A 22,102-nucleotide genomic window follows, 5' to 3' on the forward strand; every position below is an offset into this window, starting at 1 on the left:
CCTTCTCTGCTTATTTTACATTTTCACCGTACTGGACTGAACGTCTAGTCCGAGTAATATTTTTAAAGGTTCGTTTATTTTAATGTTTCTAAATAATCGAGGGCATCTTGTACGGTTTTTACTGGTACAATTTTCATTGATGTGTTTAATTCTTCAGCCGCAGCTTTTGCTTCTTCATAATTGGATTTAATCTCTGGATGTTCTTTTTTAATTTCATCAGAGATCGGATCATCCGGTGCAAAGAAAATCTCTACTCCTGCTTTGTCAGCACTAGCCACTTTTTTATCAATTCCACCGATACGCCCAACTTCTCCTTGGCTATTAATTGTTCCAGTACCAGCAATTTCTTTTCCATGTCGAAGATTTTTATTAGTCAATTGCTCATAAATTTCAAGAGTGAACATCAAGCCAGCAGAAGGACCACCAATTGATCCAGAGTTGATTGAAACAATCGTATCTGCTTTTATCTCTGTATGGTCGGTCAATGTGATTCCGATACCTGCTTTCTTATCTGTTGGTAGTTCAATCAATTTTCCAGAAGTTTCTTTTTCTTTTCCATCATGAAGATAAGTAATGGTTACTACATCATTTACTTTTTTACTTTTCACATACTTCATAAATTCTTCTGCACTTTTGAACGTATGGCCATCGACTTTCGTTACTGTATCACCTACTGTTAATTTTCCATAAAAATTCGAATTTTTTTCAACGCTCATGACATAGACACCTTTAAAATCCATTTTATAAGGTAAGCCTGCCAATTTTAATGCTTGTTCAATCGCTGCATTTTGTGAAGACTCCATATAATAATGTTGGATTTGATCGTATTCTTCGTTTGTCGCTCCTCCTGTTAACTCTTCGGCGCTGATCACGTCTTCAAATGAGGATAACTTTGCTTTGATAGCCGTAAAAGCCGTGGCTTGGCGAATCCCAACCGAGGTCAACGAAAAGGAACCTGTTTCTTTGTCTTTTTGACCATTTACTGTGATTAACTCTTTTAAATCAATCGTTGCTCCTGGCGCTTCCACATAATAAGGAAGTGGAACTACCACAAACCCAATCACAAAAATCCCTAGAAAAATAACAAGAATTGTCTTTAGCCATTTCTTAAAATCCATCGGTTTCACTCTTTCTAGCTAACGCTTCATTAATAATAGGAGGAAGATAGACACTGACATCTCCACCAAAATACAAGACTTCCTTTAGAAGACTCGAACTAACATGACTATATTCTGCTTTTGCCAATAAAAAGATCGTTTCCACTTCTTGATTTAAATGATGATTCATTTGTGCAATATCTCGTTCATATTCAAAATCTTTGACACTACGAATCCCACGAATAATTGCTTTAACATTCAATTCTTTGGCTGTTTCAACTGTTAATTGATTTTCTTGGTGAATCACTTTGACATTTGAAAGGTGTTGCACGGATTGAGTGATCAGTTCCACCTTCTCATCTGCCGTAAACAGATTTTTTTTTGAGGTATTCACAAAAACCCCAACAATGACTTCATCAAACATTTTTGCTGCTCGTTCAATCATGTCTAAGTGTCCGTTAGTTAATGGATCGAAACTTCCTGGAAATAATGCTTTTTTCATTGTTCATCCTCTTTTCTGTAAATAGTCACAGAAGTAATCCCATAAATTTGTTTTCTTATTTGGGTAAAACTGGCTATCCGTTCAGGCAACTCAACTGTTTTATCTGTTTCACATACGATGATAGCTGATTCTTTCAAAAGATCCAATTCAGACATTTTAATGATTTGATCAATAATTTTTTGTTTTGCATAAGGGGGATCCAGAAATAAAAAATCGAATTTACACTTGTCATGTGCCAGTTTTTCAATGGCTCTATCAGCATCAAGTTTCAACGTCGTAAACTTTTCTGGTTCCTTAGTGATTTCAATATTTTCTTTGATTACTTGTAATGCCTGATAATTTTTATCGACACAAAACGCATGACCACAGCCTCGAGAAACGGCTTCAATCGCTAATGCGCCACTACCAGAAAAAAGATCCAGTACTTCTTCTCCGTTAAAATAAGGGCCAATCATATTGAAAATCGATTCTTTCACTTTGTCTGTTGTAGGTCGTGTGTTTGCTCCTGATAAGCTTTTTAAACGGCGTCCGCCATAATTTCCTGAAATAACTCGCATTTACTCACTCCTTAAAAACGTACTGCTATCAGTATACCAAAAAAAAAGATAAAAAAACTTGGTTCGCACGGAATTTCGTGCTTTCTCAAGTTATTTTTATCTTTTTTGTTTCTTATATAAAGAATCAAAGAGAAACTAAAATACATGGTCAGCTAAACGTATTTTCGTTTTGATTTCCTCTATTTCAAATCCTTCTTCTTTTACTTCTTGTTTTGAGCCGATTTTTTCAGCAAAGTTCATTTCAATATCCGGACGATAAGATCGCTCCACATTCCGAACAAAATGCAATTTTTTAATACGTTCTTCAGTTTGCTCAAATGTCTCTTCATTTAAATACAATACAACGTATTTCATTTTTCGTGACACATAGTGAAGTAATCCAAATTTCTTTAAGTTTTTTAATTGTTTCAAACTATATACCCAGACAATCAAACCACGGCGTTTCGTTAGTTGAAACTCATTTTTCTCATCCATGACAGTTCCCTCCACATCCACTGTGCTTCCTATTTTCAAAAAAAGGATTTCCTGCATCAATTTTGATTGTTAAAGAAACCGTTTCAGCAAGTTGTTGACCGATTTCATCTAATATTTGTTGTAATTGATTTTCTGCTAATCGAAATTTAGCGACTTGTTCATTTAGATCAAGTTTTCTTTTGGCTTGACGGACAACGAGTTTTCTTTCACGAAACTCCGGTGCATAATTCTGATAGAGCGCTACTTTTTCATATTGCTCTTTCTTCTTAGAAAAATCAGCCAATAGCGCTTTTACTTCCGTTGATTGTTCCATTTGTTTCTTCGCATTTAGATATTCTTTCATCGTGTTACTTTCTTTTATACTCTTAAACAAATAGTTACATTGATCTTCCAATGCGAACAATTTCTCATTGATTATCACTACTATCGGTACGCTCCTTCTCTATTTCTTGCAACAAGATTAACATATTTTCTTTTGAAAAAGCAATTCCCAATAATTCCGAAGTATTTGCTAAAAAACGATCATGATAATAAGGATCACTATATAAAAATAAAAAGGTAAACGTTGGATCAATGACTGGATGAGAAAAGACACCATTTGTTTGCGTAAGCTTTCTCTTTGCCAATAATTGATTGAACTCGTCTGTTGTCAACGTAAATTTAGCTGTCGTTTTGGCACTCCCATTTACTTGTTGCCATGTTGCCAGTCTTTCTTTTGATAAAATACCTTCTGGTTTATTCAAATAGTCTGTTAAGAGTAATTTTGTTTGCATAGAAAAATTAGTTGACTGTTGGTAAAGTGGTAATTCGTCTAAATATCTCAATTCGTTCAATAATTGGACACTATGCACTTCTTTTTCCTGATTGATTTGTTCCCAATCCACTTGTTCTTCTACTTGATATTGTGGCAAATCTTCACCAAACACTTGATAAGGCAACAACTTCAATAAACTTTCTTTATCCAAATAAACGATTGAAAACAAACCATTACTACTTTGATCAAAAAATAAAATAGCAAACGTTTCATTATTAAAAGCAATTAACGGACGATAATTCATATCCTCTTCCATTAATTCTATTCCAATTTCCGCATCATTATATTGGAAGTTAAAGTTCGTGTAGATCGTTGTGATTTCGGTTAGATCTTGCATCGTCATTCCTAAAGAAAAAGGGGCAACATTCGTCTTATCCGCATTCAATACTTTGATCGTTGACACTTGGTCATTTTCAATATTAGCTTCAAAAGACAAGTGATTGACTTGGTCTTTATAATACCTCGTTTCAAAACCAAACCCACTAGTCATCCGTTCATAAGGTTCACCATAACGTTGTTCTAATTCAGCAACCGACTGACCCACATACATAGAAAAACCAGTTGTTTGAAGTTTCTGGTATTTCCAAGCCGTCATCTGATTTTGTATCTGTTGTTCTTGGTTCTTTTTTCCCTCAATTTTAGGGGGAAACCATACCGGCTCCATGTAAAATGCAATGATCACTGATAATAATATCGCACCAAACAAACCTAGCCGTTTCATTTTTTCCCCACCTTTACTTTTCAGTCACTTCAATCAACAAGTCTCCAGAAGCAATCGCATCACCATTAGCAACATAAACATGCGCAACCTCACCATCAAAGCGAGCTTCGATTGCTGTTTCCATTTTCATCGCTTCGGTGATCATCAAAGTATCACCTTTTTTGACAAGATCACCTTTTTTGACTAATACATCTAACACGGATCCAGACATCGTTGCACCAATCTGCTCACGATTTGTTGGTTCTGCTTTGATACGTGTTTGTACGGTACTGATAATTGAATGGTCTTTTACCGTAATTTCACGACGCTGCCCGTTTAAATTAAAGAACAACACACGATTGCCTTCAATATCTGGTTCGCCGATTTCATCTAAGCGAATAATCAAAATTTTTCCTTTTTCGATTTGGACATTGACAGTTTCACCTAAACGTATTCCTTGGAAGAAGGTAGGTGTATCAAGCAACGTTACTTCCCCAAATTGGTTGTAAGCTTTTTGATAATCCAAAAACACTTGTGGGTACATTAAGTAACTTAGCACTTCTTCACGTTTTGGTTCATAGCCAATTTTTTCCGCTAACTCTGCTTTGACTTGAACAAAATCAATCGGTTCAGCTAAGCTGCCAGGTCGTTGTGTTATTGCTGGACGCCCTTTAAGAATAATTTTTTGTAGTTTTTCAGGGAATCCACCTACTGGCTGTCCTAACTCTCCTTGGAAGAAGGTGATCACCGACTCCGGAAAACTTAACGTCTCGCCTTTTTCATAGATATCTTCTTCCGTCAAATCATTTTGAACCATGAACAGCGCCATATCACCGACGACTTTTGAAGAAGGAGTGACCTTCACAATATCGCCGAACATCAAATTAACTGTATGATACATTTGCTTGATCTCATCCCATTTATTACCTAGACCCACAGCTTTTGCTTGCTGTTGCAGATTTGAATATTGTCCACCAGGCATCTCGTGCATATACACTTCCGTTTCAGGCGCATTCAAGCCATTTTCAAATGGTTTATAATACATGCTCACATCTTCCCAGTAATGGTTTAATTGTTGGGCATTTTGAATATTGATTTCTGGTAATCTTGGTCCGTTTACTAATGCATAGTACAAGCTACTCATGCTTGGTTGGCTAGTATTTCCACTCATGGCACTCATGGCAACATCCACGATATCTACGCCAGCTTTTGTTGCTGCTGAATACGTAATAATTCCATTACCACTTGTATCATGGGTATGCAGATGAATCGGCAACTCTGTTGTTTCTTTCAATTCGCTAATCAAACGATAAGCTGCTTGTGGTTTAAGTAATCCAGCCATATCTTTAATAGCGATAATATGCGCACCAAGTTGTTCTAACTCTTTGGCCATTTCTTTGTAATACTGGACATTATATTTTGCCCGACTAGGATCATTGATATCTCCCGTATAACAAATTGCCGCTTCAGCGATTTTTCCTGTGTCTCGTACGGCTTGAATACTTTTTTCCATTTGTGGCAACCAGTTCAAACTGTCAAAGATTCTAAATACATCAATCCCTTGAGCCGCTGATTCTTTCACAAATTCTACTAATACGTTATCTGGATAATTGGAGTATCCGACTGCATTTGACCCTCTAAATAACATTTGTAAAAGCGTATTTGGCATCAAGGAACGGATTTTTCTCAAGCGTTGCCAAGGATCTTCATTTAAGAAACGGTAAGCCACATCAAAAGTCGCGCCGCCCCACATCTCACTTGAGAATAATTCAGGTAATCCTTCCCCAGTTAATTGGGCAATTCCTTTAAAATCTTTTGTACGCACGCGGGTGGCTAATAAACTTTGGTGTGCATCTCTAAAGGTTGTATCGGTCAATAATAGATTTTCTTGGGATTTAATCCAACGAACGACACCATCTGCACCATCCGTATCTAAAACATTTTTTGCGGTGAGGTAATCGGTACGCTTCATTAAGTTTTTCGGTAAACGTGGGGAGTCATAGTATGGTTTTTCCCTATTTTCAATCCCTGGAAAGCCATTTACTGTGATCTCTCCAATATATTTCATTGTTTTATTCCCTCGATCACGTAGGCGTGGAAACTCAAACAACTCTTTCGTATTATCAATAAAGGTTGTTTTGGCATGACCAGATTGAAACTCTGGATGAGAAATCACATTTAACATAAATGGGATATTTGTTTTCACACCTCTGATTCGGAACTCTTTCAAGCAACGAGCCATTTTTTGGATTGCTGTCTCAAAATCAGCGGCATGGGTACATACTTTTACCAGTAAAGAATCAAAATAAGGCGTTACGACATATCCAGCGTAAGCATTTCCCACATCTAATCGCACGCCAAAACCACCTGGTGAACGATAAGTGTCGATTTTCCCTGTATCTGGAAGGAAATTATTTAATGGATCTTCTGTGGTGATACGACATTGAATGGCTGAGCCATTCAATTGGATATCTGCTTGTTGAGGTAATCCAATTTCTTTGTGTAAGTCTTTACCTTGTGCAATCAATAATTGAGTGGTAACGATATCCACATCTGTGATCATTTCAGTAATCGTATGTTCTACTTGAACTCGTGGGTTGACTTCGATAAAATAAAAATCATTTCCTTCCACCAAAAATTCAACAGTACCAGCATTCACATAGCCGACATGTTTCATCAACTGCACAGCTGCTTCACAAATTCGTTCACGTTGTTCATTCGACATGGAGACACATGGCGCTACTTCAACTACTTTTTGATGGCGTCTTTGGACAGAACAATCTCTTTCAAATAAATGGATGACATTTCCGTGGGTATCTCCTAAAATCTGAACTTCAATGTGTTTAGGATTGGCAATGTATTTTTCGACATAAACTTCATCACTGCCAAAAGCTGCTTTTGCTTCACTTTTTGCTCGTTCATATCCTTCACGTGCACTTTTTTCATCTTGGGCAACACGCATACCTCGTCCACCGCCACCTAGAGCAGCTTTGATCATAATCGGATAACCATAACGTTCAGCAAATGAAAGGACATCCTCTACCTTTTCGACAGGGCCATCTGTTCCTGGAATAGAAGCAATGCCTGCTTCAATTGCAGCGGCTTTGGCTTTAATTTTATCTCCAAAAATATCTAAATGATGTAAGTTTGGTCCTACAAAAGTGATACCTGCTTCTTGACATCGTTTTGCGAAACTTAGATTTTCGGATAACAATCCATATCCTGGATGAATCGCGTCTGCCCCACACGATTTTGCAATAGAGATGATTCCTTCAATATCCAAGTAAGCATCAATCGGTTTTTTTCCTTCTCCAATTAAGTAAGCTTCATCCGCTTTAAAACGGTGTACCGAATACTCATCTTCTTTTGCGTAGATACCTACAGTTTTAATTCCTAATTCTGTACATGCCCGAAAGACACGTACGGCAATCTCTCCTCTGTTAGCAACTAAAACTTTTTCCATCGAACCACTCCTACATCTTTTTAGTATAAACCTAAACTTTTTCGTTTTTCATCTGCACTGATATTTAATACAAACCCCACACAGATGGACAACATCAATAGACTCGAGCCACCTTGACTCAAAAACGGAAACGTAATCCCCGTCAAAGGAATCACACCAGTAATCCCTCCAAGATTAATAAATATTTGGATCAAAAACATAGCGCCAATTCCAATACATAATAACGAATTGAAAGGATCTTTTGAGCGAATACCTACTAAAAAGATACGAACAATCATAAAAAATAGTAAGGCAAGGATTAAAATCCCCATAATTACGCCTAACTCTTCTACAACGATAGCATAAATAAAATCTGTTTGTGCTTCTTGTAAAAAACCTTTTTTCTGGATGCTGTTTCCTAGTCCTCTCCCAAAAAGACCACCATTAAACATTGCATAGTAGCCATTCACCAGTTGATGACCTTTATTTAATTCATCTGAAAAAGGATTTTGAAAAATGGCGAACCGATTATAAACATATTGTAAACGTCCAGGAAAAATTTTCCCGTGGGTGATATTGATCAGCCAAATAGCAAAGATACTTAGACCGACACCACCAAAACCCACAATCAACGTATAAATATAATTGATGCCACTTGCTAAGAGCAAGACTAAAATAATCAAAAAAATAACCGTTGCGTTCCCAAAGTCAGGTAAGATTGCTACTAATGCCGTTAGTGCCAACACAAGTAACATTGGTCTTTTGACTGTCGCAACAAAATCTGTTTGGACACTTTTTTGTCTTTTAGATAAGGTCAAAGCTAAGTACCAAACCACAATAATTTTTAAGTATTCAGCTGGCTGAAGGGAGAAACCGCCAATATCCAGCCAACCTTTCGCTCCGTTTCTTTCTTCTCCAAAAAATAAAACAATTAAAAGTAAAATGGTCAGGACAGCGATCGCTGCCATGATTAATCGTTGATTTTTCAGTACTTCAATTTTCATTTTATAAAGAAGCCCAATTGCTACTAAGCTGATGCCCCAAAATAAACTTTGATTAAAAAAAGAGGCAGATGGGTTACTTCCATTTTCTAGTAATAAATATGATGATGAACTATAAACCATAATTAATCCCAGAATACACAAAATCAAATATGGGATAAAAATACTATAGTTTAATAAATGCCTTTTTTTTACTTTCTTAGGCAAGTTTATTCCTCCTTGCCGATTTCTTTTTTATCATAATTTTCTTGATAAACCTCACTATATAAACGGTTCAGTTCACGCTCTAATTCACTCAGCAGTAACTGTCCTTTTGACTTGTCGATTATTCCCACACGAATGGCAAATCCAACCTGTTGTGAGAAGCCATACATTTGTGTATCGACGACTTCTTCAAACGCCTTACATTGTGAGATACACAAACTATTTTTTTGATTTTTAATCAAGCGTTTGATTCGTTCTGCTTCATCTTTAAGCACTTGAACTGCCACTTCATTTGACAGAGAATCCATCTACGCCTACCCCCATTCTAAGTTTATTAATTATAACATACTTAAAATTATAACGGGGAAAATTCCCAGTTTTCTCCCGTGGATTTTCCTATTTTTTTATTTATTTGAATATCAATTATTCTTAACAAAAATATTGGCTGTACTCTCAGATAGTGGTTCATTCATTCGAATGAATAATCCCTAAAAAGGACTCGCCATATTTATCAAGTTTACTTTGCCCTACGCCTTTTATCTGCAATAAAGAAAGACGATCTTTGGGACGTTTTTGACTCATTTCTTTTAAGGTAGCATCCGAAAAAACAACATACGGGGGCACACCTGCTGCAGAAGCTAAATCGGTTCGTAATTCCCGTAATGCTTCAAATAATGTATCTGTTTTTTCATCAGAAAGTTGTTGCACTTTTTTTGTTTCTTTCTTGAACACTTTTTGTTTTCCTTTTAACACCTCAATGCCAAGTTCAGTGATTTTTAACGTAGGATACTCACCGTTCATAGAGAATAAGTAACCGCCGGAAATAAGGTATTCGATTAACTGTAAAATATCTTTTTGAGCCCATTTTTTTAATAAACCATACGTAGATAACTTTTCAAATCCCCACATTTTCACTTTCTGATCTTTTGAACCAGCCAATACCTTCATCAATAATTGTTTCCCATAATTTTCACCCATACGTTTTAAACAAGATAAAACCATTTGCGTTTCCGTCGTTACATCCACTAGCTCACGATCATCTAAGCAATTACCACATCGATTACAGGGAAGACTATCTTCACCAAAATAAGAAAGAATATATTGTTGCAAGCATGACTCAATGTAAACATATTCGGTCATTGCTTTTAGTTTTTGATACTCTTTTTGTTTTTGTGATTCTTCGCGCTGTGATTGTTGAATAAAAAATTTTTGGATCTGAATGTCTTGAGGGGAAAATAATAAAATGGCTTCACTTAAAAGGCCATCCCGTCCCGCACGACCTGCTTCTTGGTAATAGGCCTCTAGTGAACCAGGAATCTGGTAATGAACAACAAAGCGAATATTGCTTTTGTTGATCCCCATACCAAAAGCGTTGGTCGCAACAAGTAATTCCGTACGATCGTATAAAAAATCCTCTTGGACTGCTGTGCGCTGACTTTCACTCATCCCACCGTGGTATCGACCAACATTAAACTTAAATTTTGTTAACAAATGATAGATCCGATCCACTTCTTTACGCGTTGCAGCATAAATGATGCCTGATTGCTTTTGATTGATTCGAAGATATTCAATTAAATATTGTTCCTTTTTCTGGTCTTTCACTACATGCAAACGAAGATTTTCACGTGCAAAACCGGTTTGAATATGATTTTTAAATGGTATTTTTAATTGTTTTTTGATGTCTTCAGCTACATTGACCGTGACTGTTGCCGTTAAAGCTACAATAACCGGTCGTTGTTCCAAGTCGTTTAGCGTATTTGCCATTTGCAGATAGCTTGGCCGAAAATCATGCCCCCATTGTGAAATACAATGAGCTTCGTCAATCGCAATTAGTTGGAGATTCCATCGCTTTAATGATTGAATAAAATCGTTCATAATAAAGCGTTCAGGAGCCACATATAACAATTGAATACGATGCTGATCAAGCAAACGAAACCGTTTTGCTGTTTCATAACTATCTAAAGAACTATTGATAAATGTCGCTGAAATTCCTAATTGGTTTGCGGCATCCACCTGATCTTTCATCAAAGAAATCAAAGGTGAAATAACGATCGTTATCCCGTCAAGCATTAGCGCTGGCAATTGGTAACAGATTGATTTCCCGCTGCCAGTTGGCATAATTCCAAGAACATCTTCACGAGCCAATACTTTTTGGATTATTTCCTTTTGTCCAGGTCGAAATTCTTCGTAACCAAAGTATTCTTTTAATTTTTCGTTCATCTGATCCCTCCTTTTTATTTGATTTATACATAACAAGGTAATCATCTATCATTCCCAATTAAAATACGTTAAAACTATTTTACTTCTCAATTAGAAGAAGAACAACTCTCTTTTTGTGAAACCAAAGGTGTTTGTGAAACAAAATGCACTCTATTTTAAAACTTCTAAAAAACTTTTAATAAACTTTTAGCGTTTTTATTGAATTTTTCTTTTACTTTTTCTTAACTTCTCCACAGCAATAAAAAAGATCAACTCATCGAATAGATAAGTTGACCTTTCCAACCATAAGTGGATTATTTTTTCTTTTTAGAAGCTTTTTCCCGTGCATTTTTGTTCAAGATTTGTTTTCTTAAACGAATACTTTCAGGCGTTACTTCACAGTATTCATCATCGTTTAGAAACTCTAAAGACTCTTCTAAAGTTAATTGTTTTGGTTTTTTAATTACTGATGTTTGGTCTTTCGTAGCAGAACGAACATTAGTCATTTGTTTTGCTTTTGTGATATTGACTGTCAAGTCATTGTCACGACTATTTTCACCAATAATCATTCCTTCATAAACTTCCGTACCAGGTTCAACAAAGACTGTACCACGTTCTTCAATACTCATAATGGAATAGGTAGTTGCTTTCCCAGTATCAATAGAAACTAATGCCCCTTGATGACGTCCACCAATTTGTCCTGGAAGCATTGGTAGATATTGATCAAATGTGTGGTTCATAATTCCATAGCCACGGGTCATTGAAAGGAACTCAGTCGAATAGCCGATCAAGCCACGAGCTGGAGTTAAAAATGTCAAACGGATTTGTCCATTACCAGTATGAATCATGTCTTGCATTTCACCTTTACGTAGGCTCAATGACTCAATGACACTTCCCATATACTCTTCAGGAGTGTCAATTTGTACTCGTTCAAATGGTTCACATTTAACGCCATCAATTTCTTTTTCAATGACTTCAGGACGAGATACTTGTAATTCATATCCTTCACGGCGCATATTTTCAATCAAAATGGATAAATGAAGTTCGCCACGACCAGAAACAGTCCATGCATCTGGAGAGTTTGTTGGTTCAACACGTAAAGATACATCTGTCTGTAGTTCCGCCATTAAGCGTTCTTCAATTTTACGTGCTGTGACATATTTTCCTTCACGTCCAGCAAATGGTGAATTGTTCACTAAGAATGTCATTTGCAAAGTAGGCTCATCAATGTGTAGAATTGGTAATGCCTCTTGATGATCCACAGGAGTCACTGTTTCACCGACGAAAATATCTTCCATCCCTGATACCGCGATTAGGTCACCTGCTTTAGCTTCTTCAATCTCTAAGCGTTTTAACCCAAAGAAACCAAATAATTTTGTGATACGGAATTTTTTCACTGATCCATCTAATTTTAGTAAGGCTACTTGATCCCCTACTTTGATTGATCCACGGAAAACACGACCAATTCCGATACGTCCCACATAATCATTATAATCAAGTAATGATACTTGGAATTGTAATGGCTCATCACTATTATCTACAGGAGCAGGAATTTTTTCGACAATTGTATCAAAAATTGGTGCCATTGTTGGTTCTTGATCAGCTGGATCATCGGATAAACTAGATGTTCCGTTTAACGCTGATGCATAGATCACTGGGAAATCTAATTGATCATCGTCTGCACCTAATTCAATAAATAACTCTAATACTTCATCCACAACAAATTCAGGTCGTGCAGATGGTTTGTCGATTTTATTTACTACAACGATTGGTGTAATATGTTGTTCCAAGGCTTTTTTCAATACAAAACGTGTTTGTGGCATGGTTCCTTCGTATGCATCTACGACTAAAACGACACCATCCACCATTTTCATGATACGTTCCACTTCACCACCGAAGTCTGCGTGTCCTGGGGTATCCATAATATTTACACGAATCCCTTTATAGTCAACTGCTGTATTTTTTGCTAAAATCGTGATTCCACGTTCTTTTTCTAGGGCATTTGAATCCATCGCACGTTCTTGTAATTGTGTGTGTGCGTCTAACGTATCTGATTGTTTCAATAATTCATCAACCAATGTGGTTTTTCCGTGGTCAACGTGGGCGATAATCGCTACGTTGCGGATATCATTTCTATAGTTCAATGTAACTAACTCCTTCTCGGTCCTTTATGACAGTGCAATTTTACTCGACTGTTTATTATAGCAGATTTTTTTCATGAAATATAGTGAAATGTTTTCATTTTTTCGAGAAAATTAATAAACTTCACTAAATCCTACTTAAATGTCAAGTTTTTACATTATTTTTGTGGTTGATCAAGGAGTTCACGGATTTCTTTATACGCTTGCGGAGTTGCTCCAAGGTAATATTCTCGCCCTTTAAATTTTAGTTTTTCTCCTGAAATCCCACTATATTTCATACCTAATTCGTCTAGTAAAACATTCCCCGCAGCATAGTCCCATGGGCTTAGATTGCCGATATAGCCAATATGAGATCCTTTCAAGAGCGCAATCATTTCTAATCCAGCACAGCCATAAATTCGAACACCTAGACTTTTTTCACCAATCGTTCGGATATTCCAGCGATTATACCCCAAAAGATAGCCATTTACACCAAGAAGACCATTAGCCAAACGAAGGTTTTGAGGTTTGGGTAGTGGTTGTTCATCCATATAAACGCCTAGACCCTTTCCACCCCAATAAAGAACTTCTTTCATTACATCATAAATAAATCCAAGTTGCCCCACACCATTTTCATAAACACCAATCATGATACAGAAATTTTCTTGTTCAAGCACAAAATTTAATGTGCCATCAATCGGGTCAATCACAAAAACTTGACCATCTAAATTTTCTAATTCATTATATCCCTCTTCTTCGGCTAAGATTTTTGCTTCAGGATTATATATATGAACTTGATCAATTAAAAACGACTGAATTTCACGATCCATATTCGTTACAAGATCTTTTCGATTCGTTTTTTCATCAATTGTCAGTTTTTTTGTTGACGCCTCATGAATCATTCCAGCTGCCTCACGTAGCCAAACTTTGATTTGATTAATCAGCTCACGTTTTTCCATGTTCTCACCCATTCATTTTCAAAATTTTTTTAGGATTCTTCTTTGCTTCTTGAACCGTCCGATACAATGAATAACCTGAAACTTTTTCAAATTCTCTTCCTAAACGTTTTTCTTCGCCAATGGATTTAATCACCGTTTTAAATGCTTGGTAAGTTTTCAAAAATTTTGCATTATCAATGCCTTTTTCATTGGCTGTTTCTAAATCTTCCCACATTTTCATGACAATCACCATCTCTTGTGTGGTCCAATCTAAATCAAGTGGGTATTGGTAATCTTGCATAATCTCTTCTCCTATTCATGTAGTCAAACTCAGTTTATCATAGGAGGAGGTGCTTCACCAAATAGATTTGATTATTTTTATCGTCATAATATAATTATGGTCAACTTAATTGAAGTAAGAAATTTCTAAAAGAAATAAAAAAGGTCAAGACAACATTTTGCCCTAACCATAGTGACTATCTATAAAGGAATAATTGATCTACTCTTCTTTTTATCGCACGGTTCACCCAAGCTAGGATCTCATTGACACTGTTTTTTTGATTTTGGGTGTTCGTTTGTTCTATATTAGTATGAATTGCTGTTTGTATAACTTCTTTCATTGTTTTTGGTCCATCTGGCTGACTTAATGGTTCACTTAAAGAATAGCTTGTTGATGGGCGACTTGTTTCTGCTAGTTCTGGTGTTTTGGCTTTTGATGATCGCTCTTCTAATGATTTTGGCCAATCTGAATCATTTAGTGCTTTACTTACAAGGTAATTAGTTGAATTTGCCGGCTCTTCCATTGTATTAGTATACGTTTTGAGTTTGTCACAGTTTAGTTTATATTCTTTATCGTATTTACTATATTGTGGAAAGGTAAATTTCTTTAATTGGTATTCATTATCATACACGTTGTCTTTAAAAAACATTCTTTCTAATTTCTTTAACTCGGGAATTTTTTCTACCCACTTCCGAAAGGTACTTCCCTTTATACCATTTTTTTCAGTAAATTTTAAACAACTATTTACTTTCTTTTCACATATCTCTTGTGCATATTTCATAAGCAACTCTTTTATTTCATCTTTGGAGCGTATAGTATACTTTCCTCTTTTTAACGCATAACTCACCTGATTTGATATTCTCTTTTGATTTTGTGTGATCGGTTGTTCCATAGTTGTCTCATCTATTATCTCGCTATTTATATTAGACAAATCTGTTTGGTCGTTTATATCAGGTCCTAATAAATACAACATTTCATTTAGTTCTTGGATGTCTATTGTTTTGTACTCTTCGTTTACTCCTGAATTTTCGGCTATTTGTGTTACTTCTTCTATTATTCTTTGACAATCTAATTGACTTAAATCTTCACTTAAATATGTGCTTGTTGATGGGCGACTTGTTTTTGCTAGCTCTGGCGTTTTAGCTCTTGGTAGTAGTTCTTCACTTAGAGGGCGATTAGTGGGAACGTTCTCTAAACCACTTGCTAGTTCTCCCATTGTATCGGTATACGTCTTGTGTTTTTCATAGATTTTTTTTTCTAACCTTATTATCTTTGGGTATTCTTTTATCCAGAGACAAAAGGACTTGTATGGAAGATCATTTTTTACACAAAAATCAGAACGATTACTGCACTCCCCTTCCATTCTCCATTGCTCGTATAAGTTAACACACTTTATTTTATATGCATCATCGTATCTTTTACCGTCCCTTATGTAGTCGAAATACTTTTTTTCTAATTCTCTTATCTCTGGAGCATCTTTTATCCAATACGTCAAGGTACTTTCCCGCACACCATTTTCTTTACTAAATTTTTTGCGACTACTTATTTTCATTTCACGTATCTCATGCGCATATTTCATAAGCAATTCTTTTCTCTCTGCTTTAGATCGAATGGTATATTTTCCTCTTTTTAACGCTGGATTTACTTCATTTGGGTTATCCATATACTGGTCTCCTTTGCCATCAGATTTTTATTGATCAAAATGATCGTTTCCTAAATGAACTTGTCATAATGAATTTTTTATTTTTTTAAATCGTTTGCACTTAATATGTTTTTTTTATTTAGTGTTTACACTATTTTCATCAAAAAAATTAACAACTTGTCTTAATTGATGAGTATCTTTTACTTTTTTCTCACTCGAAACAAAGGTTATTTCTTTTGAATTTTTTTATTTTTTTAATCTGTATTCTGGTTTTTTTCTTCATATTTTTTGTATAGATAAAGCAATTTTTATAAAGCCTTTTCATTTACTAATAGAGTGAATCAATCTAAATTAAGTGGATATAGTAATCGTGCGTACTCTCTTCTGCTTGTAGCCAACCTTTTGACCAATCCTAAAAGATAGAAAAGTCCATGATAAAGTTTGATTTGGCGCATAGTTTCTCCTTATTTTAAAATCAACACTTCTATCTTATCGAGAGTAATCGCTCGTAAATCTTCTTGTTTCCAATGCTGTTTTTTGCTTCTTTACTAATGAAAAAGAAGCTGAATCTATTCGCTGATTCATCATACTTCTTTGGGCTGGATTTATTTGTTCATTACTCATTTTAGCTGATTGATCTAACTTTCTTTTTATCTCACCAATCACTCGTTCTAGTCTCTCCTTTTTATTTTGTATGTTCGGTTGTTCCCTAAATGTACTATTTATTACCTCATTATTTATATTAGATGTACTAAGCTGATTATTTAAATTAGTCCCTAATAAATTCGACATTTTATTCAATCTTTGTGCTTCATTTAATCCTGAATTTTCGGATTTTTGTATTACTTTTTCTATCGTTTCTTGCCCTTTTGAATCATTCAGTTCTTCCTTTACAGGATTATTAATAGAAAAGTACCTCAAACCATTTGCTGTCTCTCCCATTATGTCGGTATATGTCTTGTATTTGCTATAGGTTTTTTTTTCTAATTCTATTAACTCTGGTTTTTTTTTCACCCAATCCTTAAAGGTACTTTTCCGCACACGATTTTTTTCACTAAATTGCGTACGATTACTTATTTTCATTTCACGTAGCTCATGTGTATATTTCATGAGCAATTCTTTTCTCTCTGCTTTAGATCGAATGGTATATTTTCCTCTTTTTAACGCTGGATTTACTTCATCTGGGTTCCACATAAGCTGTTCTCCTTTAGCCATCAAATTTTTATTGATCAAAATGATCTTTTCCTAAATGAACTTTTTATTTTTTTAACCGCTCATTCTTAATATATTTTTTTAATTTAGTGTTTACTCTATTTTCATCAAAAGAATCAACAACTTGTCTTAATTGATGAGTGACTTTTACTTTTTTTCTCACTCGAAGCAAAGGCAATTTCTTTTGAATTTTTCTTATTTTTTAAAGAATTGATCACATAAAAGTACTTATTTCCAAACGTATATTCATCCATTAACATAGTTTCTTTCTCTTGTCACGTTGAAATGAATTCCTCCTATTTATCATGAGTAATCGCTTGTAAATACTTTTGTCTCCATGCTGTTTTTGGCTTCTTTACTAACGAAAGAGAAGTTGAATCTATTGGTTGGCTCACTCTATTCCCTTGAGCTGAGTTTATTTGTCCATTATTAGCTTCAACTAATTGTTCGCGCTTTCTTTTTAGTGAATGATTTCCTTGATCTACTATCTCTTTGAAACTATTTTTTTGATTTTGTGTGGTCGGTTGTTTTTTAACTGTCAAATCTAATGGCTGATTGTTTCTATTAAATAAACTTGTTTGGGTATTTAAATCAGTCCCTAATAAATTTGATATTTTATTCACTCCTGGAATGGCTCTTAATTTTTGTTCTTCATTTAATTTTAAATTTTTTGTTGCTTGTATCACTTCTGCTATTGTTTTTTGCTCTTCATTTAAACTTAAATTTTTTATTGCTTGTGTTACTTCTTCTAATGTTTTTTGCTCTTTTAAATCGTTTAGTTCTTTATTTACAGCATGATTAGTGGAAGAGTTCTCTAAAACACGGGCTGGTTCTCTCATTGTATTGGTGTACTTGTCATAAATTATTTCTTCTAATGCTAGTAACTCTGGGTATTGTTGTATCCAGTACCTAAAAGACTGGTCTTTTATATTGTTTTCTCGACAAAATTCCGCACGACTCTTGCACTTCCTTTCAAGTAGGTTTTGCTTATATAATCTAAGAGTCTTTAATTTATATGTATGATCATACCTACTATATTTAGAATACGTTCTTTCTAATTCTATTAACTTGGGAATTTTTTTTACCCATTTATGAAATGTCATGGATTTCACACCATTTTTTTTACTAAATTCCTCACGGCTCTTTATTTTATGTTCATATACCTCTTGCGCATATTGGATAAGTAAATTTTCTATTTCTTTTTTAGAACGAATGGTGAGCTGTCTTTTTTTTAACTTTGGTTTTACTTTACCTACTTTCCGCATAAGCTTATAGCTTTTAACAATCAAATTTTTAATTAATCCTGAATTTTTAATTGCTTGTATTACTTCTTCTAGTATTATTTTCCCTTTTGAATCGTTTCGTTCTTCATTTAGAGGACGTTTAGTGGAAAAGTCCTCTAAAACACTTATTGGCTCTCTTATTGTAGTAGTGTACTTTTTGCGTTTGCCATAGACTTTTTTTTCTAATTCTATTAATTCTGGGTATTCTATTACCCAATATCCAAAGGGCTGGTAGGGAATACCATTGTCTCTACAAAATTGCTTACGACTTGTACACTTCTTTTCAAATAGATGCTCTTTGTATAATGTAAGGGTCTTTAGTTTGTATGCATCATCATATTTGATATATTTTCCCGATATTTTTTCTCTATCTGTTTTTCCCATAAACTTGTCTCCTTTGTCAATTAGTTACATAATTATCGAAGTAACTGACCAACTATTCTCTCTTTTGTGTTTATTGAATAAAAAACTATTCTGAATTCCAAAAATTATATAGACAAAAGCAACTTTTTTATAAAATTCTTTCATTTACTAATTGTATAGAATGGTTATCTGGTTTTATTTTCCCGTTTTTATAAGGTTCAAAAGATTGTTTCGAGTCAAATCCTTTGTAGGCTGAAACTTGAGCTAGATAAATTTTTTCTGGAGCCAGAGTTATTCTTTTTTCAGCAACATGCAAAAAAATCTTTTTTTATATTTTTCAAGATACCTACTGACTTTACCCATTCTTGAAATTCATTCTTTGGAATACTTTTGCTTTTTACATTCTCAATCGAAAATTCATTTCCTTCTTTCTCATATAATGTAAGTAGAATTTGTGTAAACTTTTTCGCATACATCTTATCTTTTTTCTAATTCTTGACTTTCTTTTTTTATTTTTTCATAAGTTATCCCCTCTATCCATCCGTCTTTTATTTAACAAAATGTTCTTTTTATAAAAAGAATTTATCATACATTTTCTCTGAAAAACGTCCTCTTTATTTGTTTTTCAGAAAATTACGTTACTATGTTTATAAAAAACCATAAAATCATTTATTTTTCTAAGAAAAAATGGTCATGTAGATAAAATATGCCAAATTTTATTAAAATACTAAAAAAGTTGGAATAAAATTTATTCCAACTACAATTGCTACTTTGCCTATGAATAAAGTCAAAAAAGAAAATTTTTTCAATATTAGCTTTTATTTATACCCATCCAAACTCTTGACTTCCTATTCACATGGCAGCCTCTACTTATCTAAATTCAAGAGAAAACACCCCTCTTTTTAATTTAATAAACCTATTATTATTAGCATATTTTCTGAATACATCAATTGTCCAGTGTTCTGCTTCTGGATATAATCTTGCCGTTTTTTCAATGGCTTTTTTTGAATGATTAAAAATATGAGCTAAATCGCCTCCACTATAACATTGCCATTTTTTCTCGTCTGTGTATGTATCGCCACCCTCTAAATATTTTATTAAAACTTCTTCAACATTCTTCATTTTCCACATTTTATACTTTCCAAGAATATCTTGGGATATACAAAAATTACAATGATCTATTGCCTCTGTCATTACTCTATGGATTTCATTAACAGCAATTAAAATTTCCACTTTGCGATTAGTAACATCCAAATATTTGGCAATTTTATCAATATATTCATCATTTTTTAGAAGCATTATGCGTAATTCTTTAAAAAAAACATTCATTCCCAGATTTACTCTCTTGTTTTTTTCAACTATCCCTTCATTTATTTCTTTATTTATTGCTTCTTTAAATTTTTTAAATTTACCATAAGCCTCTATAGCTTCTTCTCTTACAAAAGAGGGATCATGTTCCGTAAGTAGAAGAGCAATTACCTTTAAATTTTCTTCATTATTTATAAAAAGAACTAAGCTAGGCGCTACGTATCTATTATAGTAATTTCTTTCACTTAACGGACCATTAAATAATGCAAATTCTACCTTTTTTTTAAAATAAGCAAGATCCCTACGATCCATTTGTTTTGCGCCCTCATATATATCATTATTCCCTTTCAACAAAAAGTCCTTTATACTTTTTTTCTCAAGTCTTTTCACCCTTTGTCTGTTTTTCTCAATATTTGCATCTATTTTTTTTTGTAAACTTTCTTCTATTCTTTTTATTATTTTATCGAATGCTTCTTCTGTTTGCACATTTTTATCGTCCATTGCTTCTATTTTCCCCTTTCTTTATTTGAAAAAATATTGATTATTAAATATCATCTACCTAAATTTAAAATTTTTATCTTGAATTACGACTGTTTGATTGAGACATTCTCCAAAAATTAATTCTATTTATTGGTCTATTATTATCGTAACTCCGAATCAATGCTTGAAATTTCTTTTCTGCTAGTCGCTTTTTGAAAGCGAGCTTTTCTTGTCCTTTATTGACGTCTATTAAACGTCGAAAATCTGGAAATCTCATTTCCTCAAAATAATATCCATTTCTACAATAATTATTGAGAACGGCTATTCTAGATTCGTTTTGGCATTCTATAAATAATGCTTGGATTCCTTCCAATAAAAAATTCTCACTCATTTGCGGCAATAATTCACTATGATAAATTCCTTTTCCTTCTTTTTTTAATATCTCTAATAAGGAAGGACCCTCGATTTTATGTTTTTCATAGATAATATTTTCAATTTCAGCATATTTCAGTGGCTCTCGCTCAAATAGATCTGATAAATGATCAAAATAGTGATAGGCGCTTCTAGTCATTATTTTATGGATCTTTTCATACTCGGCATGTCGCTCTATATTTTCAATGCTTGGATCGACGTAAATGCTATTCATTTCATTAATTTTCATTTTCCCCCTTTTTTCCCCTTATTTAATTAATTTTAAAAACAACGGTTCTAATTGATCATTTTTGTATATAACTCCTTAACGCTTTTCTCGATATTTTCTACTTTTGTATAATTTTGTATTGGTAGTTTTTGGAAAATCCATATTTTGATTTATTTGGGTTTTCTCCTTTGCTTTAGATTTGGCAGACGAAATATTTTGAGACAAACTAGATAAGTCTGGATGCCATTTTTTTGCTGTATCCTCCCCTTTTTCTTCAGCTATTTGTATCGTACCTCCATCCATAATAATATTTATTGCTTCAGGTACTTTAGTAAAAAAAAAGAATTGGTCCATTGAAATGTAGTATAGTAACTTGATTTTGTATCGCTTGCTTTGGTAACAAAGGAACATACGTTCTCCTTGTCGATGAAGAGCATTTGTCCCTATTGTTTTCTGTAAGATTTAATAAACTATGTTCCTGCTTATCTTGTATCTCTTGAACAGTAAAAATATGAGACTCATTATCCTTTTTATTTATAGTTGCTTCTGTTTGTTTACTGTTATTTTTTGCTGGTTGTTCGTTCAATATTTCTAAGAATGATGGCTCTGTTTCTTTAGCATCTTCTAATTGATTTAATAGGTCAAATATCGAACTGCTCTCAACTATAGGTGCAGGGTAATTTTTTTCTTTGTTATCTCTTGAATTAGAATCCACTTTCTCAAAACTTTTGCTCATATGACCCTTTTCATCTATTTCTCTTTCATTTTGTAGATTAGTTTCTACTATGCTTTGCATTTCATGATCGAAGACTGGAATTTCTTGTTCTCCCAATATTTTTTCTAGCG

At 34.1% G+C, this 22,102-nt stretch carries 19 protein-coding genes; all 19 read right to left on the reverse strand.

All coding sequences use genetic code 11. From position 1 onward, the window contains the following. Positions 1-74: 74 nt before the first annotated feature. The gene (locus EVI01_RS01165; protein WP_010751137.1) at positions 75-1,118 is read right to left on the reverse strand and encodes a SepM family pheromone-processing serine protease; all 1,044 of its coding nucleotides are present in this window, start codon (positions 1,116-1,118) and stop codon (positions 75-77) included. Beyond that, positions 1,108-1,599 carry a pantetheine-phosphate adenylyltransferase gene (gene coaD / locus EVI01_RS01170; protein ID WP_010751138.1) on the reverse strand — a complete coding sequence of 164 codons (492 nt, stop codon included), beginning with the start codon at positions 1,597-1,599 and terminating at the stop codon, positions 1,108-1,110. Before coaD ends, EVI01_RS01165 begins: the two co-directional genes overlap by 11 nt. Beyond that, positions 1,596-2,156, reverse strand: coding sequence for a 16S rRNA (guanine(966)-N(2))-methyltransferase RsmD (gene rsmD / locus EVI01_RS01175; RefSeq protein WP_010751139.1), 561 nt, complete (start codon positions 2,154-2,156; stop codon positions 1,596-1,598). Before rsmD ends, coaD begins: the two co-directional genes overlap by 4 nt. A gap of 135 nt (positions 2,157-2,291) precedes the next feature. Then, positions 2,292-2,630, reverse strand: a complete 339-nt coding sequence (locus EVI01_RS01180) for a YlbG family protein (RefSeq protein WP_010751140.1) — start codon at positions 2,628-2,630, stop codon at positions 2,292-2,294. Beyond that, complete coding sequence (locus EVI01_RS01185; protein WP_010751141.1) at positions 2,623-3,051, reverse strand: YlbF/YmcA family competence regulator; 429 nt, start codon at positions 3,049-3,051, stop codon at positions 2,623-2,625. Before EVI01_RS01185 ends, EVI01_RS01180 begins: the two co-directional genes overlap by 8 nt. Further along, complete coding sequence (locus EVI01_RS01190; protein ID WP_010751142.1) at positions 3,038-4,165, reverse strand: CAP-associated domain-containing protein; 1,128 nt, start codon at positions 4,163-4,165, stop codon at positions 3,038-3,040. The genes EVI01_RS01185 and EVI01_RS01190 overlap by 14 nt, the downstream gene beginning before the upstream one ends. Before the next feature lie 13 nt (positions 4,166-4,178). Beyond that, positions 4,179-7,607, reverse strand: a complete 3,429-nt coding sequence (locus EVI01_RS01195) for a pyruvate carboxylase (RefSeq protein WP_010751143.1) — start codon at positions 7,605-7,607, stop codon at positions 4,179-4,181. 20 nt (positions 7,608-7,627) lie between these two features. Then, positions 7,628-8,794, reverse strand: coding sequence for an FtsW/RodA/SpoVE family cell cycle protein (locus tag EVI01_RS01200; RefSeq protein ID WP_010751144.1), 1,167 nt, complete (start codon positions 8,792-8,794; stop codon positions 7,628-7,630). A gap of 2 nt (positions 8,795-8,796) precedes the next feature. Continuing rightward, positions 8,797-9,099 carry a DUF1507 family protein gene (locus EVI01_RS01205; RefSeq protein ID WP_010751145.1) on the reverse strand — a complete coding sequence of 101 codons (303 nt, stop codon included), beginning with the start codon at positions 9,097-9,099 and terminating at the stop codon, positions 8,797-8,799. Between the two features lie 157 nt (positions 9,100-9,256). Continuing rightward, positions 9,257-11,011 (reverse strand): DNA helicase RecQ, encoded by a 1,755-nt coding sequence (gene recQ / locus EVI01_RS01210; protein WP_010751146.1) that lies wholly within the window; start codon positions 11,009-11,011, stop codon positions 9,257-9,259. A 293-nt stretch (positions 11,012-11,304) separates the two neighbouring features. After that, on the reverse strand, positions 11,305-13,134 hold the full coding sequence (typA, locus tag EVI01_RS01215) for a translational GTPase TypA (RefSeq protein WP_010751147.1): 1,830 nt from the start codon (positions 13,132-13,134) through the stop codon (positions 11,305-11,307). A gap of 155 nt (positions 13,135-13,289) precedes the next feature. Next, entirely contained in the window at positions 13,290-14,069 is a 780-nt protein-coding gene (locus EVI01_RS01220) for an inositol monophosphatase family protein (RefSeq protein ID WP_035007608.1), read from the reverse strand. 4 nt (positions 14,070-14,073) lie between these two features. Beyond that, positions 14,074-14,349, reverse strand: coding sequence for a UPF0223 family protein (locus tag EVI01_RS01225; RefSeq protein ID WP_010751149.1), 276 nt, complete (start codon positions 14,347-14,349; stop codon positions 14,074-14,076). A 175-nt stretch (positions 14,350-14,524) separates the two neighbouring features. Continuing rightward, positions 14,525-15,991, reverse strand: a complete 1,467-nt coding sequence (locus tag EVI01_RS01230) for a hypothetical protein (RefSeq protein ID WP_010751150.1) — start codon at positions 15,989-15,991, stop codon at positions 14,525-14,527. Positions 15,992-16,459: 468 nt separating this feature from the next. Beyond that, the gene (locus tag EVI01_RS01235; protein WP_146811487.1) at positions 16,460-17,203 is read right to left on the reverse strand and encodes a hypothetical protein; all 744 of its coding nucleotides are present in this window, start codon (positions 17,201-17,203) and stop codon (positions 16,460-16,462) included. A gap of 275 nt (positions 17,204-17,478) precedes the next feature. Beyond that, positions 17,479-18,849 carry a hypothetical protein gene (locus EVI01_RS01240; protein ID WP_010751152.1) on the reverse strand — a complete coding sequence of 457 codons (1,371 nt, stop codon included), beginning with the start codon at positions 18,847-18,849 and terminating at the stop codon, positions 17,479-17,481. Positions 18,850-19,698: 849 nt separating this feature from the next. Further along, entirely contained in the window at positions 19,699-20,637 is a 939-nt protein-coding gene (locus EVI01_RS01245) for a hypothetical protein (RefSeq protein ID WP_010751153.1), read from the reverse strand. A 73-nt stretch (positions 20,638-20,710) separates the two neighbouring features. Further along, positions 20,711-21,277, reverse strand: coding sequence for a hypothetical protein (locus tag EVI01_RS01250; protein ID WP_010751154.1), 567 nt, complete (start codon positions 21,275-21,277; stop codon positions 20,711-20,713). Between the two features lie 307 nt (positions 21,278-21,584). Then, the coding region (locus tag EVI01_RS13570; RefSeq protein WP_186808769.1) for a hypothetical protein at positions 21,585-22,102 on the reverse strand (518 nt) is incomplete at its 5' end.

The sequence above is a fragment of the Enterococcus villorum genome (assembly GCF_007990225.1).
Taxonomy (GTDB): Bacteria; Bacillota; Bacilli; order Lactobacillales; family Enterococcaceae; genus Enterococcus_B; species Enterococcus_B villorum.

Coding starts and splice junctions, on each gene's coding strand:
- coaD (WP_010751138.1), bottom strand. CDS start 1,599: ATGAAAAAAGCATTATTTCCAGGAAGTTTCGATCCATTAACTAACGGA.
- EVI01_RS01230 (WP_010751150.1), bottom strand. CDS start 15,991: ATGGATAACCCAAATGAAGTAAATCCAGCGTTAAAAAGAGGAAAATAT.
- rsmD (WP_010751139.1), bottom strand. CDS start 2,156: ATGCGAGTTATTTCAGGAAATTATGGCGGACGCCGTTTAAAAAGCTTA.
- recQ (WP_010751146.1), bottom strand. CDS start 11,011: ATGAACGAAAAATTAAAAGAATACTTTGGTTACGAAGAATTTCGACCT.
- EVI01_RS01190 (WP_010751142.1), bottom strand. CDS start 4,165: ATGAAACGGCTAGGTTTGTTTGGTGCGATATTATTATCAGTGATCATT.
- EVI01_RS01250 (WP_010751154.1), bottom strand. CDS start 21,277: ATGAAAATTAATGAAATGAATAGCATTTACGTCGATCCAAGCATTGAA.
- EVI01_RS01240 (WP_010751152.1), bottom strand. CDS start 18,849: ATGGGAAAAACAGATAGAGAAAAAATATCGGGAAAATATATCAAATAT.
- EVI01_RS01220 (WP_035007608.1), bottom strand. CDS start 14,069: ATGGAAAAACGTGAGCTGATTAATCAAATCAAAGTTTGGCTACGTGAG.
- EVI01_RS01205 (WP_010751145.1), bottom strand. CDS start 9,099: ATGGATTCTCTGTCAAATGAAGTGGCAGTTCAAGTGCTTAAAGATGAA.
- EVI01_RS01180 (WP_010751140.1), bottom strand. CDS start 2,630: ATGGATGAGAAAAATGAGTTTCAACTAACGAAACGCCGTGGTTTGATT.
- EVI01_RS01165 (WP_010751137.1), bottom strand. CDS start 1,118: ATGGATTTTAAGAAATGGCTAAAGACAATTCTTGTTATTTTTCTAGGG.
- EVI01_RS01245 (WP_010751153.1), bottom strand. CDS start 20,637: ATGGACGATAAAAATGTGCAAACAGAAGAAGCATTCGATAAAATAATA.
- EVI01_RS01195 (WP_010751143.1), bottom strand. CDS start 7,607: ATGGAAAAAGTTTTAGTTGCTAACAGAGGAGAGATTGCCGTACGTGTC.
- EVI01_RS01225 (WP_010751149.1), bottom strand. CDS start 14,349: ATGCAAGATTACCAATACCCACTTGATTTAGATTGGACCACACAAGAG.